This is a genomic window from Streptomyces callyspongiae, from assembly GCF_047200695.1.
Lineage (GTDB): Bacteria > Actinomycetota > Actinomycetes > Streptomycetales > Streptomycetaceae > Streptomyces.
The window spans coordinates 241,447-266,051 of record NZ_JBJZOM010000003.1 but is presented as its reverse complement, the minus strand read 5'-3'; the positions used below and the strand labels follow the sequence as shown (position 1 = coordinate 266,051).

Genomic DNA, 24,605 nt, shown 5'->3' with positions numbered 1-24,605 from the left:
AATGGGGGGCATGTCTGTGCACCATCCGACGGTCGGCTTCGACCTCGACATGACCCTCATCGACTCCCGGCCCGGTATCCGGGCCGCCTACCGGGCCCTTTCCGTGGAAACAGGCGTCCACATCGACGCGGACCTGGCCGTCACCCGACTTGGGCCGCCGCTCGAGGAGGAGTTGGCGCACTGGTTCCCCGCCGAGGAGGTCCCCGGGGTCGGGGAGCGCTACCGCGCCCTCTACCCGCAGTACGCGATCACGGCGGCGCTCGTCCTCCCCGGCGCGCGGGAGGCGCTGCAGGCCGTGCGGGACGCCGGCGGGCGGTCGCTGGTCGTCACCGCGAAGCACGAGGCCAACGCGAAGCTGCACCTGGAGCACCAGGGGCTGGAACCGGACGCCCTGGTGGGCGGGCTGTGGGCGGAGGCCAAGGCGGAGGCGCTGCGCGCCCAGGACGCGCAGGTGTACGTCGGCGACCACGTCGGGGACGTGCGCGGTGCGCGGGCGGCGGACGCGGTGTCGGTGGCCGTCCCCACCGGGCCCTGCTCCGCGGACGCACTGCGGGCAGCGGGCGCCGACGTCGTCCTGACGGGCGGACTGGACGATTTCCCCGGGTGGCTCGCCCGGCACCTCGCGGAGCGCGACTGACCGGGCCGCAGGTGCCGAGTGGGCCTGCGCGGCCCCGTCAGTCCCGCTCGGACGGGGCGTGCGGGGCCGCTGCGCGTGCCGCGCGGCGCTGGGCCGCGACGGAGCGGAGCACCCCGACGGCGGCGAGGGCGAAGCCCACGCCCATCAGCATGCAGACGACGTAGGCGGGCGCCGGGAACGGCTCGGTCCCGAGGAACAACGGGGCGACGGTGACCAGGGTCGCCACGGCGCCGACGAGGAAGACCACGCCCCCGATCCGTACCAGCAGATCTCCGGCGCGGGGAGTTTCAGTGTTCACCCCGAAAGGGTAGATCGCTGAGCAAGGTGCCGAGGAACGGAGGAGGAACGCGGGGCGCAAGCCACCCCCGCCGGGAGCATCAGCCTTGTGGGAGGCGGGCCGTGGGCCCGCCGCACTGCTCTCAGGGCCGTGTGCATCGCTTCCTGCCGTCGGGCGGACACCCGGACAACATCCGATCCCCACACAGCAGCGCGCAGCCGGACGTGGTCCGGCTGCGCGGACGAGTAAACGAGGACGAGGACGACGTGCCTACCGGCAAGGTCAAATGGTTCAACAGCGAGAAGGGCTTCGGCTTTCTCTCCCGTGACGGCGGCGGTGACGTCTTCGTCCACTCCTCCGTCCTGCCCGCGGGAGTGGACGCACTGCGCCCGGGCCAGCGCGTCGAGTTCGGCGTGGTGGCCGGGCAGCGCGGTGACCAGGCGCTCTCCGTCTCCCTGCTCGAGCCCGCGCCGTCCGTAGCCGCCGCGCAGCGCCGCAAGCCGGACGAGCTCGCCGGCATCGTGCAGGACCTCACCACGCTGCTCGACGGCGTCTCGCAAGGGCTGGAGCGCGGCCGTTACCCGGACAAGGCACACGGCCACAAGATCGCCGGGATGCTGCGGCACGTGGCCGACCAGCTCGACGTCTGACGCCGCGGAACACGACGGGCCGCCTCCCGCGCTGTCCCGAGCCGCCGCCTCACGGAGGGGCGGGCTCGGGCGTCAGGGGAAGCGCAGGGCCGCCGGCGGCACGGCCGGCACCAGGCCCTCGGCGGCCGCCCTGGTCAGCAGGCCGCGTACCGCCGCGTACCCCGTCTCCCCGAGATCGGCGGTGAACTCGTTGACGTACAGCCCGATGTGCTGATCCGCGACCGCCGGGTCCATCTCCTGGGCGTGCTCCAGGATGTAGGGCCGTGACGCCTCGGGGTCGTCCCAGGCCATGCGGACCGAGGCGCGGGCGGCCTCGGCCAGCGCCCGCAGCCGTGCGGCGCCCAGGCGTCGCCGGGCGACGATCGCGCCCAGCGGGATGGGCAGTCCCGTGGTGTCCTCCCAGTGGCGGCCCATGTCGGCCAGGCAGTGCAGGCCGTACTCGCCGTAGGTGAACCGGGCCTCGTGGATGACCAGGCCGGCGTCGACCCGGCCGTCCCGCACGGCCGGCATGATCTCGTGGAAGGGCAGCACCACGATCTCGCCGACATCGCCGGGCACCCGGTCCGCCGCCCACAGCCGGAACAGCAGGTAGGCCGTCGACCGTTCGCTCGGCACCGCGACCGTGGCGCCGCCCAGCGACGCCCCGTCGTCCGTACGGGGGGTGTGGGTCAGCACCAGCGGCCCGCAGCCCCGCCCGAGGGCGCCCCCGCAGGGCAGCAGGGCGTACTCCGACAGCACCCACGGCAGCACCGCGTAGGAGACCTTCAGGACGTCGAGGTCGTCCCCGGGGTCCGCCCGCCCGGTCGCGGTCCGTTCGGCGATGCCGTTCGTGACGTCGATGTCCGCGAACGAGACGTCCAGCGGGGGCGCGCCCGGGACGCGTCCGTGCGCCCATGCGTCGAAGGCGAAGGTGTCGTTGGGGCACGGGGAGTACGCGATCCGCACCGGGCTGTCGAAGTCCGTCAACGCGTGGTCAGCCTTTCCGGCCCGCGAGTACCGGCACCGTCCGGTGCCACGCCTCGCCGAGGGCCTGCAGTGCTTCGGGAATGCGCCAGGCGGCCCGGTCCCGGGGCCCGACCGCGTTGGCGATCGTGCGCAGCTCCAGCACGGGGACGCCGTGGGCCGATGCCGCTTCGGCGACGCCGAAGCCTTCCATCGCCTCCGCCGCCGCATCGGGGTGACGGCGGATCAGTTCCGCGGCACGCTCGGCGGTGCCGGTGGCGGTGGAGACCGTGAGCACCGGCCCGGTGGCCGCGGCAGCGGCCCGTGCCACGCCCTCCACCACGTCCTGCGGCGGCCGGTGCTCGACACGTCCCAGGTCGAGGCCCGCGACCGACACGAAACCGTCCGCGGTGTCCGCGCCCAGGTCGGCGGCGACGATCCGGGTCGCCACCACGGCGGCACCCACCGGAACGCCGGGGAACCCGCCGCCGATGCCCGCCGACACCACGAAACCGTACGGCTCCGCGGCAGCAGCGGCGGCGGTCAGCGCGGTCGCGGTGCCGGCGGCCGCAGCCGCCGGGCCGACGCCCGCCGCCAGCGCGTCGGTGACGACGGGCCCGCCCGGGGTGTCCACGGACCTTCGGAGGACGGAGAACCGCCCGCCGGGCAGCGGGTGGGCCGTGCCGCCGCCCGCGGCGGCGTCCCGCTCCGCGGCGACGGCGGTGACCAGCAGGACGCGCACCGTGGCGCGGGCCCCGGCGGCCTCCGCGCCGGCTGCGGGCACGGTTACTGCTCGCGCTCGACGGTGATGTTCCAGATGCCCTTGAGCTCGTTCTTCCCGAGGGTGGTGACGCTCAGCGTGACCTTCTTCGGCGGGGACGGCTGGTTGGGGTTGGGCTGGAACCAGTCGTTCGAGTCGACCGTCTGGTACGTGCTCTTCATTGCTTCGGCGGACATCGGGCGCTGGTTCACGAAGTAGATCCACCCGGTCTCCGCCATGTCCGGCTCGACACCGAGGTGGATCCGGTCACCCTGCTTCACGGTGATCGTGGCGTCGGGCTTCTTCTTGAGACACGCGAAGCCTTCCTTGCGCGTCAGTCCGCCGTCGCCCTCCGGCAGACAGGTGGCCTCGGTCGTCACGGTCTCGCTGCCGACCGTCACCGTCGTCAGCGCGGTCGGTTCGGTCATGCCGCAGCCGGCGGTGGCGAGAAGGCCCAGGGTGGCGGCGCCGAGTGCGGCAGCGGTCCGCACGCCGCGGCGCGAGACGGAGAAGGCATAGCTCATGCGCCGCAATCTACCCGCCGTTCCCGGTCAGGCCACGCGGGGGTGGGGGGTGCCCCGGCGGGCCGATGTCAGCAGACCGCGCCCCGCCGTCGCGGCACCGAACGCCACGAGCACCGCCCCCACGGACATGCCCAGTGCCCCGTTGAGCGGCAGCGAGATCCCGATCAGGCCGCCGATCACCCAGGACATCTGCATCAGGGTCTCCGACCGTGCGAAGGCCGAGGTGCGCACCTGCTCGGGCACGTCCCGCTGGATCAGCGCGTCCAGCGACAGCTTGCCCAGCGCCTGCACGACACCGGCCGTGCCGGCCACCACGGCCACCATGACCGTGCCGTACAGCGCCGCCGCCACCACCGCGGCGGCGAGCGCGCAGAGCAGCACGGTCGTGATGATCACTTCGGGGGCCCGTTCCTTCAGCCACGCTCCCAGAGCCGTCCCCAGCGCGTTCCCGGTGCCCGCGGCGACGGCGACCATCCCGAGGGACACCGAGGCGCTCAGCCCGGAGAGCGGCTCCTCGCGCAGCAGGAACGCGAGGAAGAAGATCAGGAAGCCCGACAGCGACCGTACGCAGGCGTTTGCCAGCAGGCCGCTGCGCACCGACACGCCAACCGTGCGCAGCCCCGGCCGGCGCCGGTGCACGGCTTCGCCGGCGAGGAAGGCCTTCCGCTCGCCCTTCGCGGAATCGACCTTCGGGTCCAGCGAGAAGGCGAGGAAGGTGCCGAGGACGAACAGCGCCATCGCGCCGTACAGGGGCCAGGACGGGCCCAGCCGGTGCAGGGCGATCCCCACCGGCGCCGCCGCGCCGGTGGCCAGCAATCCGGCCAGGGTCACCCGCGAGTTGGCCCGGACCAGCGGGAAGCGGCGCGGCAGCAGACGCGGCACGACGGCAGAACGCACCACGTTGTACGCCTTCGAGGCGACCAGGACGCCGAGGGCCGCCGGATAGAGCTCGATGCCGCCGGTCGCCACCGCCCCCGCCAGAGTGATGGCGAGGAGCGCACGGGCCAGCATCGCTCCGGCCATCGCCGCCCGCCGGCCGTGCGGTATGCGGTCCAGCAGCGGGCCGATGACCGGGGCGAGCAGCGCGAACGGCGCCATGGTCACCAGGAGGTACAGGGCGACACGGCCGCGGGCCTCGCCCGTCGGCACGGAGAAGAAGATCGTGGAGGCCAGGGCGATGGTGATCAGCATGTCGCCCGCGGAGTTCACGGCATGCAGTTCGATGAGCTTGCCGAGCCCCGACTCTCCGGCGCCGTGCGCGTGCGTGGCACGCCGGATGCGTCGGCCGAGGGTCGCGGGCGAGCGCCCCACGGCACGCACCATCCGTGCCGCCGGGAGCCGCCGTCGCGCGGTGCGGACGCCACCCCCGGCGCCGGGTGCCCCGGTGTCGGGTGCCCCGGAGCCGTGCGTGCCGCCGCCCGGCGCGCCCGGCCCGGGACCCGCACCCTCGACGGGCGGCCGGACGGGGCGCCGCACGGGCGGTGTCCCCTGATACGACTCGTCCGTAGCCACGACGTTCAGTGTGCCCCAGATGTCCGCCCTTACCGCGTTGGTGCCGGGTGGGCGTGCCCGAGGGACAGCGGCCGCCCGGGGCGCGCGGCACCGCGGATCGCTCCGCCCGCACCGGGGCCGCGCGGAGTTGCGTCCCCGGTGTTGGGGTAGCGTGGTTGAAACGGTGCGCCCCGCACGGCCCGAGTGTGGGCGCGGACGTCGCAGCGGCCTTCGGTTCCGCTCCGTCCGTATTCCTCGCCCGGCCCGGCCGCACGGCCAGCGCCCGCCACACGACTACGACGTCGCCTCGGTGGCGTGGGAGACGATTCTTGTGAGTGCAGCATGAGCGCCGGTACGCGACGCCGGCGCACGCCGCGCAAGCCGGACCGGCTGTGCGCGGAGGCCGTCGACGTGGCACGCGAGGCCGCGGAACAGGTCGCCTCGCCGGGCCGGGTCGGTGACTGGATCGAGGCCGTCCCCGACGACGACCGTGTGGTGACCCACCTGTTCGAGTGCCTGGACCCGGGGTACCGGGGCTGGCGCTGGGCCTCCACGGTCGCGCGTGCCTCCCGCGCCCGCTCGGTCACTCTGGACGAGACGGTGCTGATCCCCGGGCCGGACGCCGTCCTCGCGCCCGAGTGGCTGCCCTGGAACGAGCGGCTGCGCCCGGGCGATCTCGGCCCCGGCGACCTGCTGCCCACCGAGAGCGACGACCTCCGTCTGGAGCCGGGGTTCTCCGGCGAGGACGCGCCGCCGCCCAACTCCGCGGTCGCGGAGGAGGAGGACGAGGCGGAGGCCGCCCCCATCACGGAGCGGCCGTCTCCCGCACCCGCCCGCGCCGGTCTCGGCGCGGTGGCGGCCGAACTGGGCATGGGCCGCGCCCGCGTGCTCTCGCGCTACGGCCTGCACGCCGCCGCCGACCGGTGGGAGGAGGCACACGGCCCCCGGACCACGATGGCCCAGTCCGCCCCCGCCAGCTGCCTCTCCTGCGGCTTCCTGGTACCGCTGACCGGATCGCTGCGCCAGGCCTTCGGCGTCTGCGCCAACGAGTACAGCCCCGCCGACGGCCAGGTCGTCTCCCTCTCCTACGGCTGCGGGGGCCACTCCGAGGCCGCCGTGATGCCCAGGACCCCGCAGCCGCCGCCCCCGGTCGTCGACGAGACCCGTGCCGACGCGTTCGGCCTCCACGACGCGGCGCCCGAACCGGCCGACGTCTCCGCCGACACCGCCACCGCCACCGCTCCGGGCGGAGACGGCGGGGCCGGGCCGGGGGAAGAGGAGCACGGTGGGAGCGCCGGCGGGGAGAGCGACAAGGACACCGGCAAGGACACCGACAAGGACACCGACAAGGACACCGGCAAGGGCGGCGGGCGGAGCACCGCGGACAAGGGCCGACGGGGAACCAGGAGCCGGGGCGGACGCTCCCGGAAGCAGAGCGGGCGCGGCGGCCAGAGCTGACGCGCGGGACCTGCCCGCCCGCCCGGTCCTCGGCCCTCCGGCACGGGAGGAACGACCCGCTCGCGGTCGCTGCGACGTTCGAGCCGTCGACCCGCTCGGATGAAACCGCCGCGACACGGTGCGCAACGGCACCCCTGCGCCCGCCTCCGGGGACGATCGTTCTCCCGATCGCCCAGCCACGACCCCGGGAGCCTCCGTTGCCGCACCGCCACCGCCTCGCCGCCTTCGCCCTCGCCTCCGTGATGCTCACCGCCGGCTGCGCCCAGGGCACGGGGGACGGCGCCGGACAGTCCAAGGGCCGCAGCCACGCGAGCCCGTCGCCGTCCCGCTCCGCCGCGCCGACGGATGCCTCCCCGCGCGAGGTGGAGGGACGTCCGGCCTCCGGAGCGTCCGAGCCGAGACTGCGGGACGTCGAGGTGACCGGCCACGGCACGTTCGACCGCGTCCGGTTCACGTTCAGCGGTGGCGTCGGCACCGTGTTCGCGGAGTACATGCAGGCCCTGCGCGACCCGGGGCGCGGGAACAGGATCCCGCTCGCCGGCGAGCACCCCTTGATCCTCGTCTTCTCGGGAGTCGCCCGTCACCGGCCCACTCTCGACGTCGAACCCACCGCAGCCGTCCGCGAAGTGCGCAGCACCGGCGTCTTCGAGGGCGAACTGACCGTCGGCATCGGAACGCAGGGCACCGGCCACGGCCCGGCCGGTTTCCGGGTCCGGATGAAGGACGACGCCGTGCTCGTCGACATCGCCCACCGCGCGGAGAGCGGGGCCCGCTGAGACGGGTTCAGAACACCGCCCGCGCGACCAGCAGCACCCCCGAGACGCTGACCACGGCCAGCAGCGCCGTGCGCAGCCCGTCGGTGCCGAACCGGCGGCGCAGCGGCCGCCCGATCAGGAACCCTGCCGCCACGCACGGGAAGAGCGACAGACCGGTGCGCACCTGCGTCCACCCGAGTTCCCCGGCGCCCGCCAGGACCGCCAGCGACATCAGGATGCCGAGCAGGAAGTAGGCGCCCAGCGTCCCCCGGACCCGGGCCGCCTGCTCGTGCTGGTACAGCAGCGCCATCGGCGGGCCGCCGATGGTCGTCGCGGTGCCGGTGACGCCCGACAGCGCCCCCGCGGTCAGCAGCGTCGCGGGCCGCACGCCCACCCTGAGGTCCCCCACGACGGACGCGGCCACCGCGAGCAGCACCATCCCGCCGACCGCACCGCCCAGCAGCCGCGCGTCCATCACGGCCACCGCCCACGCACCGGCCACCGAACCGATCAACCGGGCGGGCAGCGCCCAGCCCAGTCCGCGCCAGTCCACGTCCCGCCAGTCGCCGGTGAGTGTGAGCATCGCCATCGTGGCGTTGGTGATCAGCAGGGCACCGGGCATCAGCGACGGTTCGAGGACGACGAGCACCGGCGCGGCGACCATTCCCAGGCCGAGGCCGACGCTGCTCTGCACGACGGCCCCCAGGACCACGGTCGCGCCGGCGAGGAGGAAGAACTGCGGGTCGGGCACGTCCGACGACCCTACGCGCCCCGCACCCGCGGTGCGGCGGGTGGCCCGGACGGCCACGGTCTCCTGCCCGCCTGTCTCCACGTGCGGCCGGGCCATGCCGTAGCGTCACCACGGAGGCCGGTGAACGGCGTACGGAGCGGTGCGGGGACGCACCACGGCGGCGAGGAGGCGGCGTGAGCGGCGGCACGGTGATGGTCCGGCAGGGGAGCGGCGAGGACCCGTTCGGCACGATGCGGCTCCGGCGGGGCGTCCTCGACGCCTGGGCGGCCTCGCCCGCACGGTTCCGCGAGGACGCCAACGCCGAACAGGATCTGGCGCTCGGCGGGTACCGCGACCGGATGGTCGTGGAACTGGCGCAGAACGCGGCCGACGCGGCGGCGCGCGCCGGCGTACCCGGACGCATCCGCTTCACCCTCCGCGCCGGGGCGCTCGTCGCCGCCAACACCGGGGCCGCGCTGGACGCGCCGGGAGTGGAGTCGCTTTCGACGCTCCGCGCCTCCGCCAAGCGCGACGCACCGCACCACGGCCCCGACGGGGACGGCGGCCCCGGGCCCGTCGGACGGTTCGGCGTCGGCTTCGCCGCCGTGCTGGCCGTCAGCGACGAACCCGCCGTCCTCAGCCGGGCGGGCGGGGTGCGCTGGTCGCTCGGCGAGGCACGGGACCTGGTACGCGCGGAGGAGACCGACGACGGCGGCCTCGCCGACGAGGTGCGCCGCCGCGACGGCCACGTGCCGCTGCTCCGGCTGCCGCTCCCCGCCGAGGGCACACCGCCCGAGGGCTACGAGACCGCCGTCGTGCTGCCGCTGCGCGACGGCGCCGCGGAGGCATTGGCGTACCGGCTGCTCGCGGCGGTGGACGACGCCCTGCTGCTCGCGCTGCCCGGCCTTTCCGAGGTGGTCGTGGACACGGACGACGGCGTGCGGACCCTGACGCGCCGCACCGACGGGCCGTACGTGCTGATCGGGGACGAGACCGAGCCGACCGAGCGGAGCGGCCCGACCCCGCCGGCCGTCACCCGCCGCACCCGCTGGCGGGTGGCGACCGCCGGCGGCCGGGCCGAGCCCGGCCTGTTCGCGGACCGGCCCGTGGAGGAGCGGCTGCGGCCCTGGTGGTCGGTGACCTGGGCGGTGCCGGTGGACACCGAGGGCGCGCCGGCCCGCCCCCGCACCCAGCATGTCGTCCACGCCCCGACCCCCACGGACGAGGCACTGGGACTGCCGGCGCTGCTCATCGCGTCCTTCCCGCTGGAGCCCACGCGGCGGCACGTGGCCCCCGGCCCCCTCACGGAATTCCTGCTCGAACGGGCGGCCGAGACCTACACCGGCCTCCTCGCCGCCTGGGACCCGGTCGGGCCGGGGCTCGTCGACCTCGTGCCCGGCCCGCTCGGCAAGGGGGAACTCGACGGCGAACTGCGCCGCATGCTGCTGGAACGGCTGCCCCGGGTCGCGTTCCTGCCCAGCGCCGCCGGAGGACGCACGGCCCTTCCGGCGGACACGGCGGACACGGCGGACATGGCGGAAACCGCCGGGACGTCGGAGGACGTGCCGCGGGCGCTGCGCCCCCGGGACGCGGAGCTGATCGAGGGGGCTGGCGCGGAGACCGTGCAGGTGCTGGCCGAGCTGTTCCCGGCACTGCTGCCCGCCGGGCTGGAGCGCCGCAGCGAACTGCGCGCCCTGGAGGTGGCCCGGCTGCCGCTCGGCGAGGCCGTCGACCGGCTCGCCGGAGTCGAACGCGACCCCGCCTGGTGGCGGCGGCTGTACGACTCGCTCGCTGGCGTCGACCCGGACCGTCTCACCGGACTTCCGGTGCCGCTCGCGGACGGCCGCACCGTCATCGGGCCCCGGCAGGTCCTCATGCCCGGGCCCCAGGACACCGCGCCCGAGGGCGGTCCCGCCGGCCGGCACCGCGCGCTGGCGCGGCTCGGGCTGCGGGTGGCGCACCCCGACGCCGTGCACCCGCTGCTGGAGAAGCTCGGCGCCACACCGGCCACACCCCGTGCGGTCCTGACGACCCCGCAGGTGCGGGAGGCCGTCGCCGGGTCCCTGGACGCGGGTGAACTGTGGGACTTCGGCCCCGGCACCCCCGACGCCGAGGAGCTGGCCGAGACCGTCCTCGGTCTGGTGCGGGACGCCGCGCTCATGCCCGGCGACGAGCCGTGGCTCGCCGCTCTCGCCCTGCCCGACGACGAGGGCGAACTCGTACCCGCCGGTGAACTCGTCCTCCCCGGCAGCCCGTTCGCCGAGATCGTCCGGGAGGGTGAACTGGCGTCGTGCGACGCGGAGCTCGCCGAGCGCTGGGGCGAGCAGCCGCTGACGGCCGTCGGTGTCCTCGCCGATTTCGCGCTGGTGCGCGCCACCGATGTGGTCCTGGACCCGGACGAGATCGTGGAACCCGTCCTGGAGACCGCGGGCGACTACCCCGCCCCCGACGACACCGGCCTGCTCGACGCCGTCGACGTCTGGTGCGAGGACCTCCTCGACCGGCTGCCCGGCACACCCGTCCCGCCAGTCGCTGCCGAGATCGTGGCGGTCCGCGACCTGGACCTCGTCGACGACGACTGCTGGCCGCAGGCGCTCGCGATGCTCGCCCGGCCGCCGCTGCGGGAGGCCCTGACCGCCCCGGTGCGTGTACTGCTCCCCGACGGGACCACGGAACTGGTACGGCCCTACACCGCCTGGTGGCTCCGCGGACATCCGGTCCTGGACGGCCGCCGGCCCGCCGGGCTCCGTGCCGCGGGCGGCGATCCGCTGCTGGCGGGGCTGTACGAGGAGGCCGACGCCTCGTCCCTGACGTCCCCGGAGCCCGACGGCCCCGGCGAGCCCGACGCGGAGGTGCTGCGCGCCCTGGGCGTCCGCACCTCCGCGGCTGCGCTGCTCGACGAGCCGGGCGGCGCGGCGGAACTGCTGGGACGACTGGCCGACCCCGCCCTGCGGGTGTCGGTGGAGCAACTGCACGGCCTCCACGGGCTTCTCGCGCGCCTCGACCCCGCGGAGGTCACGCTGCCGGACGAGCTGCGCGCCGTCGTCGGCGGCCGGGACGTCTCCGTGGTCACCGCCGCGGACGCCGTCGTCGCGGACGCCCCGGACCTGGTGCCGCTGGCGGGCGACCGGCCGCTGCTGCCCGTGCGGCCGGTGCACGCGTCCGGCCTGGCCGCCGTGCTGGAAGTGCCACGGCTGAGCCGGGTGGTCGCCGGCGAGGTCTCCGGCGACGCGGGCACCCGCCGGGACGTGCCGGAGCCGGTGCGCGCCCTGCTGCCGGACGCGCCCGCGACCTACGTCGAGCACGACGAACTGCTGGTGGACGGCGTCGAGGCCGACTGGCGGCTGGCCGCCGACGGCACGCTGCACGCCGCCACGTTCGAGGGCGTCGCGGCCGGTCTGGCGTGGTCGGCGGGCAGGTGGGCCGCCCGTTTCGAGGCGGCAGCGCTGCTGGAGGACCCCGACCGTGCCGGCGAGCTGGCCCGCGCCCGCTGGTTCGAGTGATCCGTCGGCGCCGGTGCGCGCCCCCAGCCGCGTGGGGCGCACCGGCGGCCGCTCAGCCGCGCATCCCCGCCGGCACTGCCGCCATCAACGCGTGGGTGAAGGCCGTCACGGCGGGGTGCCCGCCGGCACCCCGCCGGAACGCCACCTCCGTGCAGCGGGGGTGCTCGACCTGCGCCAGGACCACCCCCTCGGGCGGCGCCTGCGCGCCCAGTTCCGGTACGAACGCCACCCCCAGACCGGTGGCCACCAGTTCCAGCACCGCCCCGAAGTCGTCCACGTGGTGCACGGTGTCCGGGGCGAAGCCCTCCGCCGCGCAGTGCTCCACGGCCGCGGTGTGGCACAGGGTCCCGGGAGAGGCGGTGATCCACGGCGCCTCCCGCCAGCTCCGCACGGCGTGGCGCCCGCCCGGCGGCGGCTTCCACGCCGCGGGGGAGGCCAGGTACATCCGCTCGGTGCACAGCGGCACCGTGTTCAGGCCGGGCGGGGGCGGAGGCGGCTCCGCCCCGTAGTGCTGGAGCAGCGCCACGTCCAACCGGCCGGACCGCAGCGCGTCCGGGACCTGCGCCGGGTCCGTCTCGCACAGTACCGGCCGCAGGTCGGGCAGCGCCCGGCCGAGCCGCGGCAGCGCCTCCGGCAGCAGCGCGCGCGTCACCGAGGGGACGGTGCCGATGTGCAGGGGCCCGCCCGGCTCGTCCACGCTGTGCGCCAGATCGGCGGCGGCCGTCTCCAGCCGTTCCAGCACCGCCTCGGCGTGACCCACCAGAACGCGGCCCGCGGCGGTCAGCGCCACCCGCCGCCCGGTACGCTCCAGGAGCGGGACACCCGCCTCCTTCTCCAGCACGGAGAGCTGCTGGGACACGGCCGAAGGGGTGTAGGCGAGCGCTTCGGCCACGGCGGCGATCGTCCCCCGGTGGGACAGTTCCCGCAGCAGGTGGAGCCGCCGTACGTCGAGCATCAGCTCAGCTTAAGCTCCACGCCAGAAGGCTGAGCTGGACGGGAGCCGTCCCGCCGGGCGACGCTCGGTGCCATGCAGCAGACGCCGGCCCTGGAAGGGCTCCACGTTCCCCTGGTCACCCCGTACACGGCGGACGACCGTGTCGCGGCCGACGCGCTCGAGCGGCTGGCCCACGAGGTGCTCGACGAGGGAGCGGACGGTCTGGTCGCGCTGGGCACGACGGGGGAGCCGTTCGTCCTGGAGGACGAGGAGCGGCGGCTGGTCGTGGACACCTGCGCCCGGGTGTGCCGGGAACGCGGGGCGAGCCTGATCGTCGGCGGCGGATCGGCCGCCACCCGGCAGGCGGTGCGGGATCTGGCCGGGCTCGCCGGCCGCCCCGAGGTCACGGCGGCCCTGGTGACCGTGCCCGCGTTCGTGCGCCCCTCCGAAGCAGGCGTCCTGGCGCACTTCCGGGAGCTCGCGGCCCACAGTCCGGTGCCGCTGGTGGTCTACAACATCCCCTACCGCACGGGGCAGCGCGTGGGCGCGGACACCCTGCGGGAACTTGCCGCACTGCCCGGAGTCGCCGGGGTCAAGCACGCCGTCGGCGGCATCGACGCCGACACTCTGGCGCTGCTCGCCGACCCACCGCCCGGCTTCGCCGTCCTGGGAGGTGACGACGCCTACCTGCCCGCCCTGCTCGCGCTCGGCGCCCACGGCGGGATCCTGGCCTCCTCGCACCTGGCCACGGCACGGTGGGCCGAACTGGTCGCCGCATGGCGGAACGACGACGCGGCCACCGCCCGGGAGCTCGGCCGCGGCGCGGTCCGGCTCGCTGCTGCGGTGTTCCGCGAGCCCAACCCCGCGGTGGTCAAGGGGGTGCTCCACGCGCAGGGCCGCATCCCTTCCCCGGCGGTGCGCATGCCGCTCCGACCGGCGAGCTCCGGTGCGGTGGAGCGGGCGCTGGCCCGGGCTGCGGAGTGGTCGGCCGCCCCGGCGTCCTCCGTCACGGTCGCCGCCTGAGTCCGGTTCCGCTCCGTCCGCCGGTGGTGGCGTCCTCGCGGTCGGCGCCGGTGGCGTTCCGCCGGTCCGCACCCGCGGCGTGGTCCTGCTCGTCCGCTCCGTCGTCGGCGTCCCCGGGCCCGGCGTCCTGCTGCTCGGCGAGGCGGCGGAGGGCCGCCTCGCGACGGCGGACGATCCAGATGCCGAGCAGGCCGAGCCCCGCACCGGCGGCGCAGGTCCACACCCACCAGGTGTGCCCGTGGTCCTCGAACCACCCGTAGAACGGGAGCTGGCCGAGGAAGAGCAGCAGCCAGACCACCGTGCCCGTGACGATCGTGCCGACGACCGGGCCCTCGAGCGGTTCGGGAGCCTCGCGCTCACCGTCCGTCCACTTGCTCAGCAGGCCCATGCGTCGGCTCCCTCCCGTGTGCCGGACTTCCGGCGGTCGTGCCGCCAGCTTATCCAGCCCGGAAGGGGACTGCGGCGGCGCAGGTGTTCACGTGCGCGGATTGGCGATCAGGGCAGTTGTTTGTTCATACTGCAACGGTTCTTCCATGGCTGGTTTCTTTCGTACGAAGCTCCATGTCGGGCGTGCCGCGTCCCGACGCGTCCGACGGGCCGGCCGTGCCGCGCGCCCGATCCACCGAGGTCACCATGTCCCCTCAGGCCAGCAAGACGGCCGACCACGTGCAGCTGACGGCCCCCGAGCGCCCCGCAGGGCGCGCCGGCCGGATCGACCGCTTCTTCCGGATCTCGGAACGGGGTTCGACCCTGGGCGGGGAGGTGCGCGGCGGGCTCGCCACCTTCTTCGCGATGGCCTACATCGTGGTGCTGAACCCGATCATCCTGGGCGCCGGGACGGACAAGTTCGGCCACCAGCTCGACGCCACCCAGCTGGTGACCGCGACCGCGCTGACGGCCGGCCTCACCACCGTGCTGATGGGCGTGATCGGCAACGTCCCCATCGCGCTGGCCGCCGGACTCGGCATCAACGCCGTGGTCGCGCTGCAGCTCGCCCCGCAGATGAGCTGGCCCGACGCGATGGGCATGGTCGTCCTCGCGGGTCTGCTGCTGATGCTCCTGGTGGCCTCCGGGCTGCGGCAGCGCGTGATGGACGCCATCCCGAACGGGCTCCGGCGCGCCATTGCCATCGGCATCGGACTCTTCATCACTCTCATCGGGCTGGTCGACTCCGGCTTCGTCACCCGCAATCCGGACGCGGCGCACACCACGGTCCCCCTCGGGCTGGGGGAGGGCGGCCGCCTGGAGGGCTGGCCGGTGCTGATCTTCGTGCTCGGCCTGGCGCTCATGTACGTCCTGATGGTCCGCAAGGTCCGCGGTGCGATCCTCATCGGCATCGCGGTGACGACCACCGCCGCCGTGGCGGTGAACGCCCTCGCGTCCGTTCCCGACGCCGCCTGGGGGCTGGCCGTTCCCGAGGTCCCGGAACAGGTCGTCGGCTCTCCCGACTTCGGGCTGATCGGTGAGATCAGCCTCTTCGGCGGCTTCCGGGAGGTCGGGTTCCTCACCGGGGGCCTGTTCGTCTTCACCGTGCTGCTGTCCGGCTTCTTCGACGCGATGGGCACCGTGATCGGCGTCGGTGAGGAGTCCGGGCTCACCGACCGCGACGGCCGACTGCCCGGCATGGGCCGCGTCCTCATGGTGGACGGCGCGGCGGTCGCAGGCGGCGGCTTCGGGTCCTGCTCCGCCAACACCTGCTTCGTCGAGTCCACGGCCGGTGTCGGAGAGGGGGCGCGGACGGGTTTCGCGAACCTGGTGACCGGCGGGCTCTTCCTGCTCGCCCTCGTCTTCACACCGCTCGCCACGATCGTCCCCTCGCAGGCGGCCACCCCCGCGCTGGTGGTCGTCGGCTTCCTGATCATGGCGTCGAACGTCCGGGAGATCGACTGGTCGGACACCACGGTGGCGGTGCCGGCCTTCCTGACGATGGTCTCGATGCCCTTCACCTACAGCATCACCAACGGCATCGGCCTGGGCGTGCTCGCCTTCATCCTGCTGCGCACGGCGACCGGCCGGCTCCGCGAGGTGCCCTGGCTGCTGAACGTCGTGGGGCTGTGCTTCCTGGTGTACTTCCTGCTCGGGCCGATCGAGCAGGCGCTGGGCGTCTGACGCTGCCGCGCGGCGCGACCCCGACGACCCGTTCAGGCGCGTCCGTAGAAACGTTCCGTCTCTTCGACGGCCGCCTGGAAGCGCTCGTCGAAGTCCTCCCGTACCAGCACCCGTATGACGTAGTCCTGCACGCTCATGCCCCGGCGGGCGGCATGGGCGTGCAGCCGTGCGCACAGTTCGCTGTCCATGCGCAGACTGAGCACCGTGGATTCCATGCGATCCACGGTGCTCGGTGCGTGGTGTGCGACGAGGTGATTTTCCGTACAGGCTCACCCGTACGTGTGATCAAAGGCGAGGTAAACGTCACTCGAAACGGTTAGTTCTTAGCGCAGGTAATGAGTTATGCTAAGGACATGCCGGACGAGAACGCCGTCGCAGTGAACTCTCTCCGCTCGGCCGTGATGCGCCTCTCCCGGCGCCTGCGGCACCAGCGCGTCGACGAGTCGCTGAGCCCCACCGAGATGTCGGTGCTCGGCACCCTCGCCCGCTGCGGCGCCGCCACGCCCAGCGAGCTGGCCAGGAAGGAGCACGTGCAGCCGCCGTCCATGACGCGGATCGTGGCGATGCTCGAGGCCAAGGATCTGGTCCGGCTGGCGCCCCATCCGGACGACCGTCGCCAGAAGGTGGTCACCCGGACGGAGCGGGCCGACTCGATGCTCGAGGCCAGCCGCGCCAAGCGGAACGCCTGGCTGGCCGAACTGGCGGGCGGGCTCGACGAGGACGAGTGGGCGAAACTGCGCGAGGCCGCTCCTGTCCTGGAGAAGCTGGCGCACATGTGACTCAGGACGCGCCCCGGGTACACGGCGCGTCCGCGAAAGGGGAAGGACCACGAGGAGGCAACCGTTGAGTTCGGGCCACGGAGCAGACTCCGCACCCGCACCGCACGACACGACCACGACACACCACGCACGCCAGAACCACCACGACCACCACGACCACCGTGCACCACGGGAATCCCGCGACGCACGGGAATCCCGCGACGCACGGGAAGCCCACGACACCGGCGAGACCACTGCGCCGGGCGGGGACACGGCCGCCGACGGCGCCGACGGCGCCGCCGGGACTGCCTCGATGTTCTCCTCGCTGCGCGTGAGGAACTACCGCCTCTTCTGGCTCGGCCAGATCGTCTCCAACACCGGCACCTGGATGCAGCGCATCGCCCAGGACTGGCTGGTGCTCAGCCTCACGGGCTCCGCCACCGCCGTCGGCATCACCACCGCGCTCCAGTTCCTGCCGATGCTCCTCTTCGGCCTCTACGGCGGCGTCATCGCCGACCGCTGCCGGAAGCGCCGGCTGCTGCTGCTGACCCAGTCCACGATGGGCGTCACCGGCCTGGCCCTCGCCGCCCTCACCCTCAGCGGCCACGTGCACGTGATGCACGTGTACCTGCTCGCCTTCGCGCTCGGCCTCGCCACCGTCGTCGACAACCCGACCCGCCAGACCTTCGTGTCCGAGATGGTCGGCCCGCGCATGCTGCGCAACGCGGTCTCGCTGAACTCGGCGAACTTCCAGAGCGCCCGGCTGGCGGGCCCGGCTGTCGCCGGTCTCCTCATCACCGCCGTGGGCAGCGGGTGGGCGTTCCTGCTCAACGGGCTGTCCTTCCTCGCACCCATCGCGGCCCTGCTGCTGATGCGGCCCGGTGAGCTGCATCCCACGGAGCGGGCGCCGCGCGGCAAGGGCCAGCTCCGGGAGGGGCTGGAGTACGTACGTAGCAAGCCCGAACTGCTCTGGCCGATCGTGCTGGTCGGCTTCATCGGCACCTTCGGTTTCAACTTCCCGATCTGGCTGACCGCGTTCACCGAACGCGTCTTCGAGGAGGGCGCGGGAACCTACGGCCTGCTCAACACCCTCACCGCGGTCGGTTCCCTGATCGGCGCGCTGCTGGCGGCACGCCGTGCGGTGAGCCGCATGCGGCTGATGCTCGGTGCCGCGCTGCTGTTCGGCCTGCTCGAGACGGCCGCGGCCCTCACGCCCTCGTTCTGGCTGTTCGCCGCGCTCATGGTGCCCATCGGCGTCATGGGACTGACGTTCAACGTCACCGCGAACGCGGGCGTGCAGCTCGCTTCCGACCCGGCCATGCGGGGGCGCGTGATGAGCCTCTACATGATGGTCTTCGTCGGCGGCACACCGATCGGTGGCCCGATCATGGGCTGGATCACCGACACCTACGGGGCGCGCGTCGGGTTCCTCAGCGGCGGCCTGATCTCGGCCCTCGTCGCGGTCGGTGTCACCTGGGCGCTGGCGCGGGTCAGCGGGCTGCGGCTGCGGTTCGCCCCGGGCGGGGGCCGGCGGGTGCTCCGCTTCGTGCCGCGGGAGCCGGCGGTGCCGGCCGGCGCGACGACGCCCGAGGTGCCCCGTGCCGGAGTGCCTGACGGAGAAACCGCCGCGACGCCTGCTGCCCGCGGCGAACGCGTCGTCGGCGCAGTCTGACACCGCGGAGCCGCAGAGCCGCGGGCGAGCACCGTACGGTTCCGGTATGCGCCTGTTCGCTGCTCTGCTGCCACCGGACGCCGCCCTGGGCGCGCTCGCCGAGACCGTCGCGTCCCTGCGCGTGCGGCCCGACGCGGACGGGCTGCGGTGGACCGCCGTCGGCGGCTGGCACATCACGCTCGCCTTCTACGGCGAGGCCGACGAGGAGCACACGCTCCCCGGGCTCCGGGAGCGGCTGTCCCGCTCCGCCGCCCGCAGCCGCCCGCTGGACCTGCGGGTCGCCGGGGCCGGCCGCTTCGGGCGGCGGGCCCTGTGGGCAGGGGTGGAGGGCGACCGGGAGGCGCTGCGGCAGCTCGCCCGGTCCGCTGCGGCGGCCGGCCGCCGCAGCGGCCTCACCGAGGAGGAGGGCCGGTCCTTCCACGCCCACCTGACCGTGGCCCGCGCCCGCGGACGGGGTGGCGCGGTCGACCTCCGCCCGTACGCGGACCGGCTCGCGGCCGTCCGCGGAGAACCGTGGACGGCCACCGAACTCGTGCTCGTCCGCAGCCACCTCCCTGTGAGCGGAGTGCGGGGTGAGCAGCCTCACTACGAGACGGTGGCGTCCTGGCGGCTCGGCCGTTGACCCGCCCCGCTACCGTGGGGGCGTGAACGTCAAGACCCGCACGCGCATCGTCAGCGGCGCCCTCGTCCTGCTCCTGGTCGCCGTCGCCGTCGCCGCCGCCCTCGGCGGCTGAGGCACCGCACCGCCCGGCGCCGCGCGCCCTCAGGCCGCGTCGAGCGCGGCGATCTCGTCCGCGGTCAGACGGAGGTCGGCGGCGGCAGCCGAGTCGCGGATGGTCCCGGGGCGGCTCGCGCCCGGAATCGGCACCACCATCGGCGACTTCGCCAGCATCCACGCCAGGCACACCTGCTGCGGACTCACCCCGTGCGTCTCCGCGATCCGCGCGAACGGCGCGTACGCCGAACCCAGTTCGGCAGCCCGGGAGATCCCGCCGAGCGGACTCCACGGCAGGAACGCGATGCCCAGCCGGTCACAGAGTTCCAACTCCGGCTCGCTGGACCGGAAGGACGGGGAGAACTGGTTCTGCACCGCGACCAGCGCGCTGCCGAGGATGTCGTGGGCCAGCCGGATCTGGTCGGGGTCGGCGTTGGAGATGCCCGCGGCCCGGATCTTGCCCTCGTCGTGCAGTTCGCTGAGCGCGCCGACGGATTCCGCGTACGGCACCTCGGGGTCCGGGCGGTGGAACTGGTAGAGCCCGATGCTCTCCACCCCCAGGCGCGCGAGGGACGCCTCGCAGGCGCGCCTCAGGTACTCCGGTGAACCGTCCAGGCCCCAGGCGCCGTCCGGCCGGGTGTGCCCGCCCTTGGTGGCGACCAGGACCTCGTTCCCCCTGCTGTGGCTCCCCAGCGCCTTCGCCACCAGCGACTCGTTGTGCCCCGGACCGTCGGCCCGTGCGAAGTAGGCGTCCGCCGTGTCGATCAGGGTCACCCCGGCCTCGAGCGCCGCGTGGACGGTGGCCAGGCCGCGTTCCTCGTCCGGGCGGCCCTCGACGGACAGCGGCATCGCGCCCAGCCCGATCGCCCCGACCTCGACGTCACCGATTCGGCGGGTGTGCATGGTTCACGCGTCCTTTCGTCGGTCCCGCCGCGTTCCGCGGAACGCGGCGCTCTGCGGCCCGATTGTCCTACCCGGGGCGTGCTCCTTCTCCCACGACGCGCCGCCGCGCCGTCCTCCCCGGGTCAGCCCAGTCCCCAATCCGAAATGCTGGCGTTGCCGGGCGGGGGCTTGGGGACCGTCAGGTCCTCGGTGCCCCGCACCCGCGCGGCCAGGCCGCCGTTGTCGCTGCTGCCGCGGGACTTACGGCGATGCATGGCGAGACCCATGGCGAGAAGCAGGACGGTGGGGATGCCGAAGAACAGGACGAGAGTGAGCATGGTGTTCTCCTTCGTTCAACGCAGGGACGTAACCGGGAGCGAACGGGGTGGTCGCGATGCAGTGCGTGCGCACCTCCGCGGTGCCCTCGACCCGCGCGGCCAGGCCGCCGCGCCGGGCACTGCCGCGACGCTGCCGCCGCGCCATGGCGACGACCATGGCCACGAACACCGCGCCGGGTATGCCGCAGACCGCCAGTAGCTCGAACACGGCGCCCCCTTCCTGGGCGTATCGCACGCCCGGCTGTCGGCCTTGCACGACAGAGTGTGAAGATGCCCGCACACGACGTGAAAGAGGCGAAGGCGGCAACGACGGGCATCCCGGCGCTTCCGGACCCGGGAAGCCGTGCGCGGGCACGGCGCCGGGTCCGGTGCGGCGGGCGCACCGCTACCAGGCGAACGCCTCCGGCGAGGGGCCCGGTCCGGGGAAGATCTCGTCCAGACCGGCCAGCAGTTCGTCACCCAGTTCCAGCTCCACCGCACGCAGCGCCGAGGAGAGCTGCGCGGACGTACGGGGTCCCACGATCGGCCCGGTCACGCCCGGCCGGGTGAGCAGCCACGCCAGAGCCGTCTCGCCCGGGTCCAGCCCGTGCTTCGCGACCAGGTCCTCGTAGGCCCGGATCTGCTCCCGCGAGGAGGCGAGGGCGTCCGCCGCCCGCCCGGACGTGCTGCGTGCGCCACCGCCTTCGCGTTCCTTGCGGAGCGCGCCGCCCAGCAGACCGCCGTGCAGCGGTGACCACGGAATGACGCCCAGCCCGTATCCCCGGGCGGCCGGGACGACCTCCATCTCCGCGCGGCGCTCCGCCAGGTTGTACAGGCACTGCTCGCTGACGAGGCCCATGCTGCCGCGCCGTGCGGCGGTCTCGTTCGCCTGCGCGATGTGCCAGCCGGCGTGGTTGCTGGAACCCGCGTAGAGGATCTTGCCCTGCTGCACGAGCACGTCGACGGCCTGCCAGATCTCCTCCCACGGCGTCGCGCGGTCGACGTGGTGGAACTGGTACAGGTCGATGTGGTCGGTCTGCAGCCGCTTCAGGCTCGCTTCGACCGCGCGGCGGATGTTCACCGCGGACAGCTTGTCGTGGTTGGGCCAGGCGGGGCCGTCCGCGCCCATGTTGCCGTACACCTTGGTCGCCAGGACCGTCCTGTCGCGGCGGCCGCCGCCCTTGGCGAACCAGGTGCCGAGGATCTCCTCGGTGCGGCCCTTGTTCTCGCCCCAGCCGTAGACGTTGGCGGTGTCGACGAAGTTGATCCCCGCGTCGAGGGCGTCGTCCAGGATGCCGTGGCTCGCGGCCTCGTCCGTCTGCGGGCCGAAGTTCATCGTGCCGAGGACGAGACGGCTGACCGTGAGACCGGTGCGTCCGAGCTGTGTGTACTTCATGCTGGCCAGCCAACCCTTTGGGCGGCGCCGGGGGCAAGCGTTCAGCCGGTCGACACGGTGGCCCGCTCCTCCCGCGGGGACGGATACGCGCCGCCCACCTCCCAGGCCCGGTGCAGGGTGTCGGCGAAGGCCGCCGCGATGCGGTGCTCGCCCCGTGGGGACGGATGCGTGCCGTCGCGGGTGTCCCGGGTGTGGTCCCAGCCGGGCGGCGCGGACGCCACGAGCAGCGGCGAGGCGTGCGTGGACAGTTCGGCTGCCCGCTCCGCCAGCAGCTCGTTGAAGCGTTCGACCCGCGCGGCGAACGCGCCGTCGGTGGCGACCCGTATGTTGGGCAGTACGGGCAGCAGCACGGTCCGTATCCCGGGTGCCGCGCGCCGGGCGGCCGCCACGAACAGCCGCACGTTCGCGGCCGTCTGGTCCGGGTCGGTGTAGAAGCCGAGGTCCATCAGCCCGAGCGACACCAGCGCGATGTCGGCGGGATGGGCACGCAACGCGTCGTGGACGGTGTGGGCGTGGTGCGTGAACCCGGTGCCCCATGCGGCGAGATGACCGCGGGCGTGCGCCGGGGCACTCCGGTCGGCGTAGGCGTCGGATCCCTCGTGCAGGGCGCTGTGCGGCCCGACCATGCGGACCGGGGAGCCGCTCGCCGCGGTCAGGTGCCGCCACAGCCGGATCCGCCAGGTGTGCTCGCCGGCGCTGCCGATGGTCATGGAGTCGCCGACGGGCATGATGCGCATCGCGGCATTCTGCCGCACCCCGGCCCGTGCGGCCGTGGCGCCCGTCACCGGTGGTGCGGGATGGCACTCTGGGGGCATGCGGATGCATCGTCGTTGGGGGCTTCCGGCCACCCTGCTGGTGGCCTGCGCCGCTGCCGCCGCCGGCCCGGCGTCGGCAGCGGACCGGGAGCACGAGCCGTCCTCGTTCCGGCTGCGGGACCCGCGCATCACCGAGTCCAGCGGACTCGCCGCCAGCCGTGCGCACCCGGGCGTCTACTGGACCCACAACGACTCCGACGACGGGCCGTACGTGTACGCCGTCGACGGCCGGACCGGGCGGACGCTCGCCACCGTCACCCTGCGGGGCGTGGAGCCGCGGGATGTGGAGGCCGTGTCCGTCGGGCCCGGCGGCGACGTCTTCGTCGGCGACATCGGCGACAACCTGGGAGGGGCCTGGAGCGAGGTGTGGGTGTACCGCTTCCCGGAGCCGGAGCGGCTGCGGGACACGACCGTCACGCCGACCCGCAGCACCCTGACGTACGCCGACGGCCCGCGCGACGCCGAGTCGTTGATGGTCTCCCCGACGACCGGCCGCCTCTTCGTCGCCAGCAAGAGCGGCAGCGACGGCGGCCTGTACGCCGCGCCGGAGGAACTCTCCGCCTCCGCCCCCAACACGCTCCGCCGGATCGCCGACATCGACATCGAGGCCACCGACGGGGCGTTCTCCCCGGACGGGACGCGCCTGGTGCTCCGCAGCTACTTCGGCGCCACCATGTACCGGTGGACGGACTCCGGGCGGCCGGAACCCCTCGGCCCGGTGCCGGTGTCCACCTTCGGACAGGGGGAGTCGGTCACGTTCACCCCCGACGGCACCACCCTCATGTACGGCTCCGAGGGCCGGCACAGCACCGTGGCGCCGCAGGAACTGACGGGCGAGGCGCTGCCGGAGAGCGTGGCGCGGGAGCGGCGCAGCGGGGACGGCGGGAGCCCCGCGGAAGCGGACGGGCAGCAGCCGCCCGCCGCCCCGGGGGAGCACCGCGACCTGGCGGTCGGCGCCGTCGTCCTCGCCGCCGCCACCGGCGTGTGGATGCTGCTGCGGCGCGCCGCCCGCCGCGGCCGGGTCTGAGCGGGAACCCGGCCACCGGCGGCGCGCCGTGCCTCAGAGCTGCTCGATCACGTGGTCGACGCAGGCCGTCAACGCCTCGACGTCCGCCGGATCGACCGCGGGGAACATCGCCACACGCAGCTGGTTGCGGCCCAGCTTGCGGTACGGCTCGGTGTCGACGATGCCGTTGGCCCGCAGCACCTTCGCGATCGCGGCGGCGTCCGTGGCCTCGTCGAAATCGATCGTGCCGACCACGGAGGAGCGCTGCGCGGGGTCGGTCACGAAGGGCGTCGCGTGCTTGTGCTCCTCCGCCCAGCCGTACAGCCTGCGGGCCGAGTCGGCGGTGCGCCGCACCGCCCAGTCCAGGCCGCCTTGGTCGTTGAGCCAGTCGAGCTGGTCCGCGAGCAGGAAGAGGGTCGCCAGCGCCGGGGTGTTGTACGTCTGGTTCTTGCGGCTGTTGTCGATGGCCGTCTTGAGGTTGAAGAATTCCGGGACGTGCCGGTCGGAGGCGGCGATCCGCTCCGCGCGCTCGAGCGCCGCGGGCGAGAACACCGCGACCCACAGGCCGCCGTCGGAGGCGAAGGACTTCTGCGGCGCGAAGTAGTAGGCGTCGGTCTGCGTGATGTCGACCGGCAGGCCGCCCGCGCCGGAGGTGGCGTCGACCAGCACCAGCGCGCCGTCGTCCGCGCCGTCGACCCGCCGCAGGGGCATGGCGACGCCGGTCGAGGTCTCGTTGTGCGTGAGGGCGTACGCGTCGACGCCCGCCTCGGCCCGTGCCGCCGGGTGCGTGCCCGGGTCCGACGCGACCACGGACGGCTCCTCCAGCCACGGCGCGAGCTTCGCGGCCTTGGCGAACTTGGAGGAGAACTCACCGAACGTCAGGTGCTGGGAGCGCCGTTCGACGAGCCCGTGCGTGGCGATGTCCCAGAAGGCGGTGGAGCCGCCGTTGCCGAGGACGACCTCGTAGTCCTCGGGGAGCTGGAACAGGTTCCGTACGCCGTCGCGTACGCGCCCCACCAGGTTCTTCACGGGGGGCTGGCGGTGCGAGGTGCCGAGCAGGGACGTGCCGGTGTCGGCCAGGGCGCTCAACGCCTCCGGCCGGACTTTGGAGGGACCCGAGCCGAAGCGACCGTCGGCGGGCATGATGTCAGCGGGAATCTGGATATCAGCCACGGGAGCGAGGGTAGTGCCTTCCCGCCCGTCGCACCCGGCACGTCCGTACCCCGAGACGCGGCGACGACCGGCGCCGGA

The 24,605-nt window shown here is 74.2% G+C and carries 24 protein-coding genes and 1 pseudogene; 11 read left to right on the top strand and 14 right to left on the bottom strand.

Annotated elements, in window-relative coordinates:
- The first annotated feature begins 10 nt into the window (after positions 1-10).
- Complete coding sequence (locus tag ACL06G_RS04215; RefSeq protein WP_412786807.1) at positions 11-637, top strand: HAD family hydrolase; 627 nt, start codon at positions 11-13, stop codon at positions 635-637.
- 37 nt (positions 638-674) lie between these two features.
- Here ACL06G_RS04215 and ACL06G_RS04210 read toward each other — a convergent pair whose 3' ends face one another.
- Positions 675-935: a hypothetical protein gene (locus ACL06G_RS04210; protein ID WP_412786806.1), complete on the bottom strand. Its 261-nt coding sequence runs from the start codon at positions 933-935 to the stop codon at positions 675-677.
- Between the two features lie 245 nt (positions 936-1,180).
- Between ACL06G_RS04210 and ACL06G_RS04205 the strand changes: the two genes are divergently transcribed.
- The gene (locus tag ACL06G_RS04205) at positions 1,181-1,564 is read left to right on the top strand and encodes a cold-shock protein (protein ID WP_412786805.1); all 384 of its coding nucleotides are present in this window, start codon (positions 1,181-1,183) and stop codon (positions 1,562-1,564) included.
- Positions 1,565-1,636: 72 nt separating this feature from the next.
- Here the strand turns inward: ACL06G_RS04205 and ACL06G_RS04200 are convergent, their stop codons facing one another.
- Genes ACL06G_RS04200 through ACL06G_RS04185 form a run of 4 tightly spaced genes read right to left on the bottom strand, consistent with a single transcriptional unit; the run spans position 1,637 to position 5,113 of the window.
- Complete coding sequence (locus ACL06G_RS04200) at positions 1,637-2,530, bottom strand: 1,4-dihydroxy-6-naphtoate synthase (RefSeq protein ID WP_412786804.1); 894 nt, start codon at positions 2,528-2,530, stop codon at positions 1,637-1,639.
- Between the two features lie 7 nt (positions 2,531-2,537).
- Complete coding sequence (locus ACL06G_RS04195; protein WP_412786823.1) at positions 2,538-3,248, bottom strand: futalosine hydrolase; 711 nt, start codon at positions 3,246-3,248, stop codon at positions 2,538-2,540.
- A 44-nt stretch (positions 3,249-3,292) separates the two neighbouring features.
- On the bottom strand, positions 3,293-3,790 hold the full coding sequence (locus ACL06G_RS04190) for a hypothetical protein (protein ID WP_412786803.1): 498 nt from the start codon (positions 3,788-3,790) through the stop codon (positions 3,293-3,295).
- A gap of 27 nt (positions 3,791-3,817) precedes the next feature.
- A complete protein-coding gene (locus tag ACL06G_RS04185) occupies positions 3,818-5,113 on the bottom strand; it encodes an MFS transporter (protein ID WP_412786822.1) in 1,296 nt (431 codons plus the stop codon).
- Between the two features lie 510 nt (positions 5,114-5,623).
- Between ACL06G_RS04185 and ACL06G_RS04180 the strand changes: the two are divergent.
- Both ACL06G_RS04180 and ACL06G_RS04175 read left to right on the top strand, forming a co-directional pair.
- A pseudogene (locus tag ACL06G_RS04180) lies at positions 5,624-6,502 on the top strand (DUF3027 domain-containing protein); the annotation flags it as partial.
- 434 nt (positions 6,503-6,936) lie between these two features.
- On the top strand, positions 6,937-7,515 hold the full coding sequence (locus ACL06G_RS04175; RefSeq protein WP_412786802.1) for an AMIN-like domain-containing (lipo)protein: 579 nt from the start codon (positions 6,937-6,939) through the stop codon (positions 7,513-7,515).
- 7 nt (positions 7,516-7,522) lie between these two features.
- Here the strand turns inward: ACL06G_RS04175 and ACL06G_RS04170 are convergent, their stop codons facing one another.
- The gene (locus ACL06G_RS04170) at positions 7,523-8,341 is read right to left on the bottom strand and encodes a sulfite exporter TauE/SafE family protein (RefSeq protein WP_412786801.1); all 819 of its coding nucleotides are present in this window, start codon (positions 8,339-8,341) and stop codon (positions 7,523-7,525) included.
- Positions 8,342-8,436: 95 nt separating this feature from the next.
- On the opposite strand from ACL06G_RS04170, the gene ACL06G_RS04165 reads away from it, so the two are divergent.
- Positions 8,437-11,727, top strand: coding sequence for a sacsin N-terminal ATP-binding-like domain-containing protein (locus tag ACL06G_RS04165; protein ID WP_412786821.1), 3,291 nt, complete (start codon positions 8,437-8,439; stop codon positions 11,725-11,727).
- A gap of 52 nt (positions 11,728-11,779) precedes the next feature.
- On the opposite strand, the gene ACL06G_RS04160 is transcribed toward ACL06G_RS04165, so the two are convergent.
- Positions 11,780-12,682, bottom strand: a complete 903-nt coding sequence (locus tag ACL06G_RS04160) for a LysR family transcriptional regulator (protein ID WP_412786800.1) — start codon at positions 12,680-12,682, stop codon at positions 11,780-11,782.
- 72 nt (positions 12,683-12,754) lie between these two features.
- On the opposite strand from ACL06G_RS04160, the gene ACL06G_RS04155 reads away from it, so the two are divergent.
- Positions 12,755-13,684: a dihydrodipicolinate synthase family protein gene (locus ACL06G_RS04155; protein WP_412786799.1), complete on the top strand. Its 930-nt coding sequence runs from the start codon at positions 12,755-12,757 to the stop codon at positions 13,682-13,684.
- Here the strand turns inward: ACL06G_RS04155 and ACL06G_RS04150 are convergent.
- Positions 13,668-14,072 carry a DUF2530 domain-containing protein gene (locus ACL06G_RS04150; RefSeq protein WP_412786798.1) on the bottom strand — a complete coding sequence of 135 codons (405 nt, stop codon included), beginning with the start codon at positions 14,070-14,072 and terminating at the stop codon, positions 13,668-13,670. The genes ACL06G_RS04155 and ACL06G_RS04150 overlap by 17 nt on opposite strands.
- 245 nt (positions 14,073-14,317) lie before the next feature.
- Between ACL06G_RS04150 and ACL06G_RS04145 the strand changes: the two genes are divergently transcribed.
- Positions 14,318-15,793: an NCS2 family permease gene (locus tag ACL06G_RS04145; protein WP_412786820.1), complete on the top strand. Its 1,476-nt coding sequence runs from the start codon at positions 14,318-14,320 to the stop codon at positions 15,791-15,793.
- A 32-nt stretch (positions 15,794-15,825) separates the two neighbouring features.
- On the opposite strand, the gene ACL06G_RS04140 is transcribed toward ACL06G_RS04145, so the two are convergent.
- Positions 15,826-16,008, bottom strand: coding sequence for a ribbon-helix-helix protein, CopG family (locus ACL06G_RS04140; protein WP_412786797.1), 183 nt, complete (start codon positions 16,006-16,008; stop codon positions 15,826-15,828).
- A gap of 138 nt (positions 16,009-16,146) precedes the next feature.
- On the opposite strand from ACL06G_RS04140, the gene ACL06G_RS04135 reads away from it, so the two are divergent.
- The 3 genes from ACL06G_RS04135 (at position 16,147) to thpR (ending at position 18,845) form a co-directional block, all read left to right on the top strand.
- Entirely contained in the window at positions 16,147-16,572 is a 426-nt protein-coding gene (locus tag ACL06G_RS04135) for a MarR family winged helix-turn-helix transcriptional regulator (protein WP_412786796.1), read from the top strand.
- Between the two features lie 64 nt (positions 16,573-16,636).
- Positions 16,637-18,223: an MFS transporter gene (locus ACL06G_RS04130; RefSeq protein ID WP_412786795.1), complete on the top strand. Its 1,587-nt coding sequence runs from the start codon at positions 16,637-16,639 to the stop codon at positions 18,221-18,223.
- Between the two features lie 46 nt (positions 18,224-18,269).
- A complete protein-coding gene (gene thpR / locus ACL06G_RS04125; protein WP_412786794.1) occupies positions 18,270-18,845 on the top strand; it encodes an RNA 2',3'-cyclic phosphodiesterase in 576 nt (191 codons plus the stop codon).
- 141 nt (positions 18,846-18,986) lie between these two features.
- On the opposite strand, the gene ACL06G_RS04120 is transcribed toward thpR, so the two are convergent.
- The 4 genes from ACL06G_RS04120 to ACL06G_RS04105 all read right to left on the bottom strand — a co-directional run bounded on the left by ACL06G_RS04120 (position 18,987) and on the right by ACL06G_RS04105 (position 22,270).
- Complete coding sequence (locus tag ACL06G_RS04120; protein ID WP_412786793.1) at positions 18,987-19,841, bottom strand: aldo/keto reductase; 855 nt, start codon at positions 19,839-19,841, stop codon at positions 18,987-18,989.
- A gap of 122 nt (positions 19,842-19,963) precedes the next feature.
- On the bottom strand, positions 19,964-20,158 hold the full coding sequence (locus tag ACL06G_RS04115) for a hypothetical protein (RefSeq protein WP_412786792.1): 195 nt from the start codon (positions 20,156-20,158) through the stop codon (positions 19,964-19,966).
- A gap of 385 nt (positions 20,159-20,543) precedes the next feature.
- Positions 20,544-21,533, bottom strand: a complete 990-nt coding sequence (locus ACL06G_RS04110) for an aldo/keto reductase (protein ID WP_412786791.1) — start codon at positions 21,531-21,533, stop codon at positions 20,544-20,546.
- A gap of 41 nt (positions 21,534-21,574) precedes the next feature.
- Complete coding sequence (locus ACL06G_RS04105) at positions 21,575-22,270, bottom strand: GDSL-type esterase/lipase family protein (RefSeq protein ID WP_412786790.1); 696 nt, start codon at positions 22,268-22,270, stop codon at positions 21,575-21,577.
- Positions 22,271-22,346: 76 nt separating this feature from the next.
- Between ACL06G_RS04105 and ACL06G_RS04100 the strand changes: the two genes are divergently transcribed.
- Positions 22,347-23,375: a hypothetical protein gene (locus tag ACL06G_RS04100; protein WP_412786789.1), complete on the top strand. Its 1,029-nt coding sequence runs from the start codon at positions 22,347-22,349 to the stop codon at positions 23,373-23,375.
- A 33-nt stretch (positions 23,376-23,408) separates the two neighbouring features.
- Here the strand turns inward: ACL06G_RS04100 and serC are convergent, their stop codons facing one another.
- Positions 23,409-24,527: a phosphoserine transaminase gene (gene serC, locus ACL06G_RS04095; protein WP_412786788.1), complete on the bottom strand. Its 1,119-nt coding sequence runs from the start codon at positions 24,525-24,527 to the stop codon at positions 23,409-23,411.
- Positions 24,528-24,605 lie beyond the last annotated feature (78 nt).

Excerpts from the sequence above, each read along its gene's own strand:
- ACL06G_RS04215 (WP_412786807.1), top strand. The coding sequence starts at position 11 with ATGTCTGTGCACCATCCGACGGTCGGCTTCGACCTCGACATGACCCTC.
- ACL06G_RS04190 (WP_412786803.1), bottom strand. The coding sequence starts at position 3,790 with ATGAGCTATGCCTTCTCCGTCTCGCGCCGCGGCGTGCGGACCGCTGCC.
- ACL06G_RS04185 (WP_412786822.1), bottom strand. The coding sequence starts at position 5,113 with ATGGTGCGTGCCGTGGGGCGCTCGCCCGCGACCCTCGGCCGACGCATC.
- ACL06G_RS04170 (WP_412786801.1), bottom strand. The coding sequence starts at position 8,341 with ATGGCCCGGCCGCACGTGGAGACAGGCGGGCAGGAGACCGTGGCCGTC.
- ACL06G_RS04165 (WP_412786821.1), top strand. The coding sequence starts at position 8,437 with ATGGTCCGGCAGGGGAGCGGCGAGGACCCGTTCGGCACGATGCGGCTC.
- ACL06G_RS04160 (WP_412786800.1), bottom strand. The coding sequence starts at position 12,682 with ATGCTCGACGTACGGCGGCTCCACCTGCTGCGGGAACTGTCCCACCGG.
- ACL06G_RS04155 (WP_412786799.1), top strand. The coding sequence starts at position 12,755 with ATGCAGCAGACGCCGGCCCTGGAAGGGCTCCACGTTCCCCTGGTCACC.
- ACL06G_RS04150 (WP_412786798.1), bottom strand. The coding sequence starts at position 14,072 with ATGGGCCTGCTGAGCAAGTGGACGGACGGTGAGCGCGAGGCTCCCGAA.
- ACL06G_RS04145 (WP_412786820.1), top strand. The coding sequence starts at position 14,318 with ATGTCCCCTCAGGCCAGCAAGACGGCCGACCACGTGCAGCTGACGGCC.
- ACL06G_RS04140 (WP_412786797.1), bottom strand. The coding sequence starts at position 16,008 with ATGGAATCCACGGTGCTCAGTCTGCGCATGGACAGCGAACTGTGCGCA.
- ACL06G_RS04135 (WP_412786796.1), top strand. The coding sequence starts at position 16,147 with ATGCCGGACGAGAACGCCGTCGCAGTGAACTCTCTCCGCTCGGCCGTG.
- thpR (WP_412786794.1), top strand. The coding sequence starts at position 18,270 with ATGCGCCTGTTCGCTGCTCTGCTGCCACCGGACGCCGCCCTGGGCGCG.
- ACL06G_RS04120 (WP_412786793.1), bottom strand. The coding sequence starts at position 19,841 with ATGCACACCCGCCGAATCGGTGACGTCGAGGTCGGGGCGATCGGGCTG.
- ACL06G_RS04115 (WP_412786792.1), bottom strand. The coding sequence starts at position 20,158 with ATGCTCACTCTCGTCCTGTTCTTCGGCATCCCCACCGTCCTGCTTCTC.
- ACL06G_RS04110 (WP_412786791.1), bottom strand. The coding sequence starts at position 21,533 with ATGAAGTACACACAGCTCGGACGCACCGGTCTCACGGTCAGCCGTCTC.
- ACL06G_RS04105 (WP_412786790.1), bottom strand. The coding sequence starts at position 22,270 with ATGCGCATCATGCCCGTCGGCGACTCCATGACCATCGGCAGCGCCGGC.
- ACL06G_RS04100 (WP_412786789.1), top strand. The coding sequence starts at position 22,347 with ATGCGGATGCATCGTCGTTGGGGGCTTCCGGCCACCCTGCTGGTGGCC.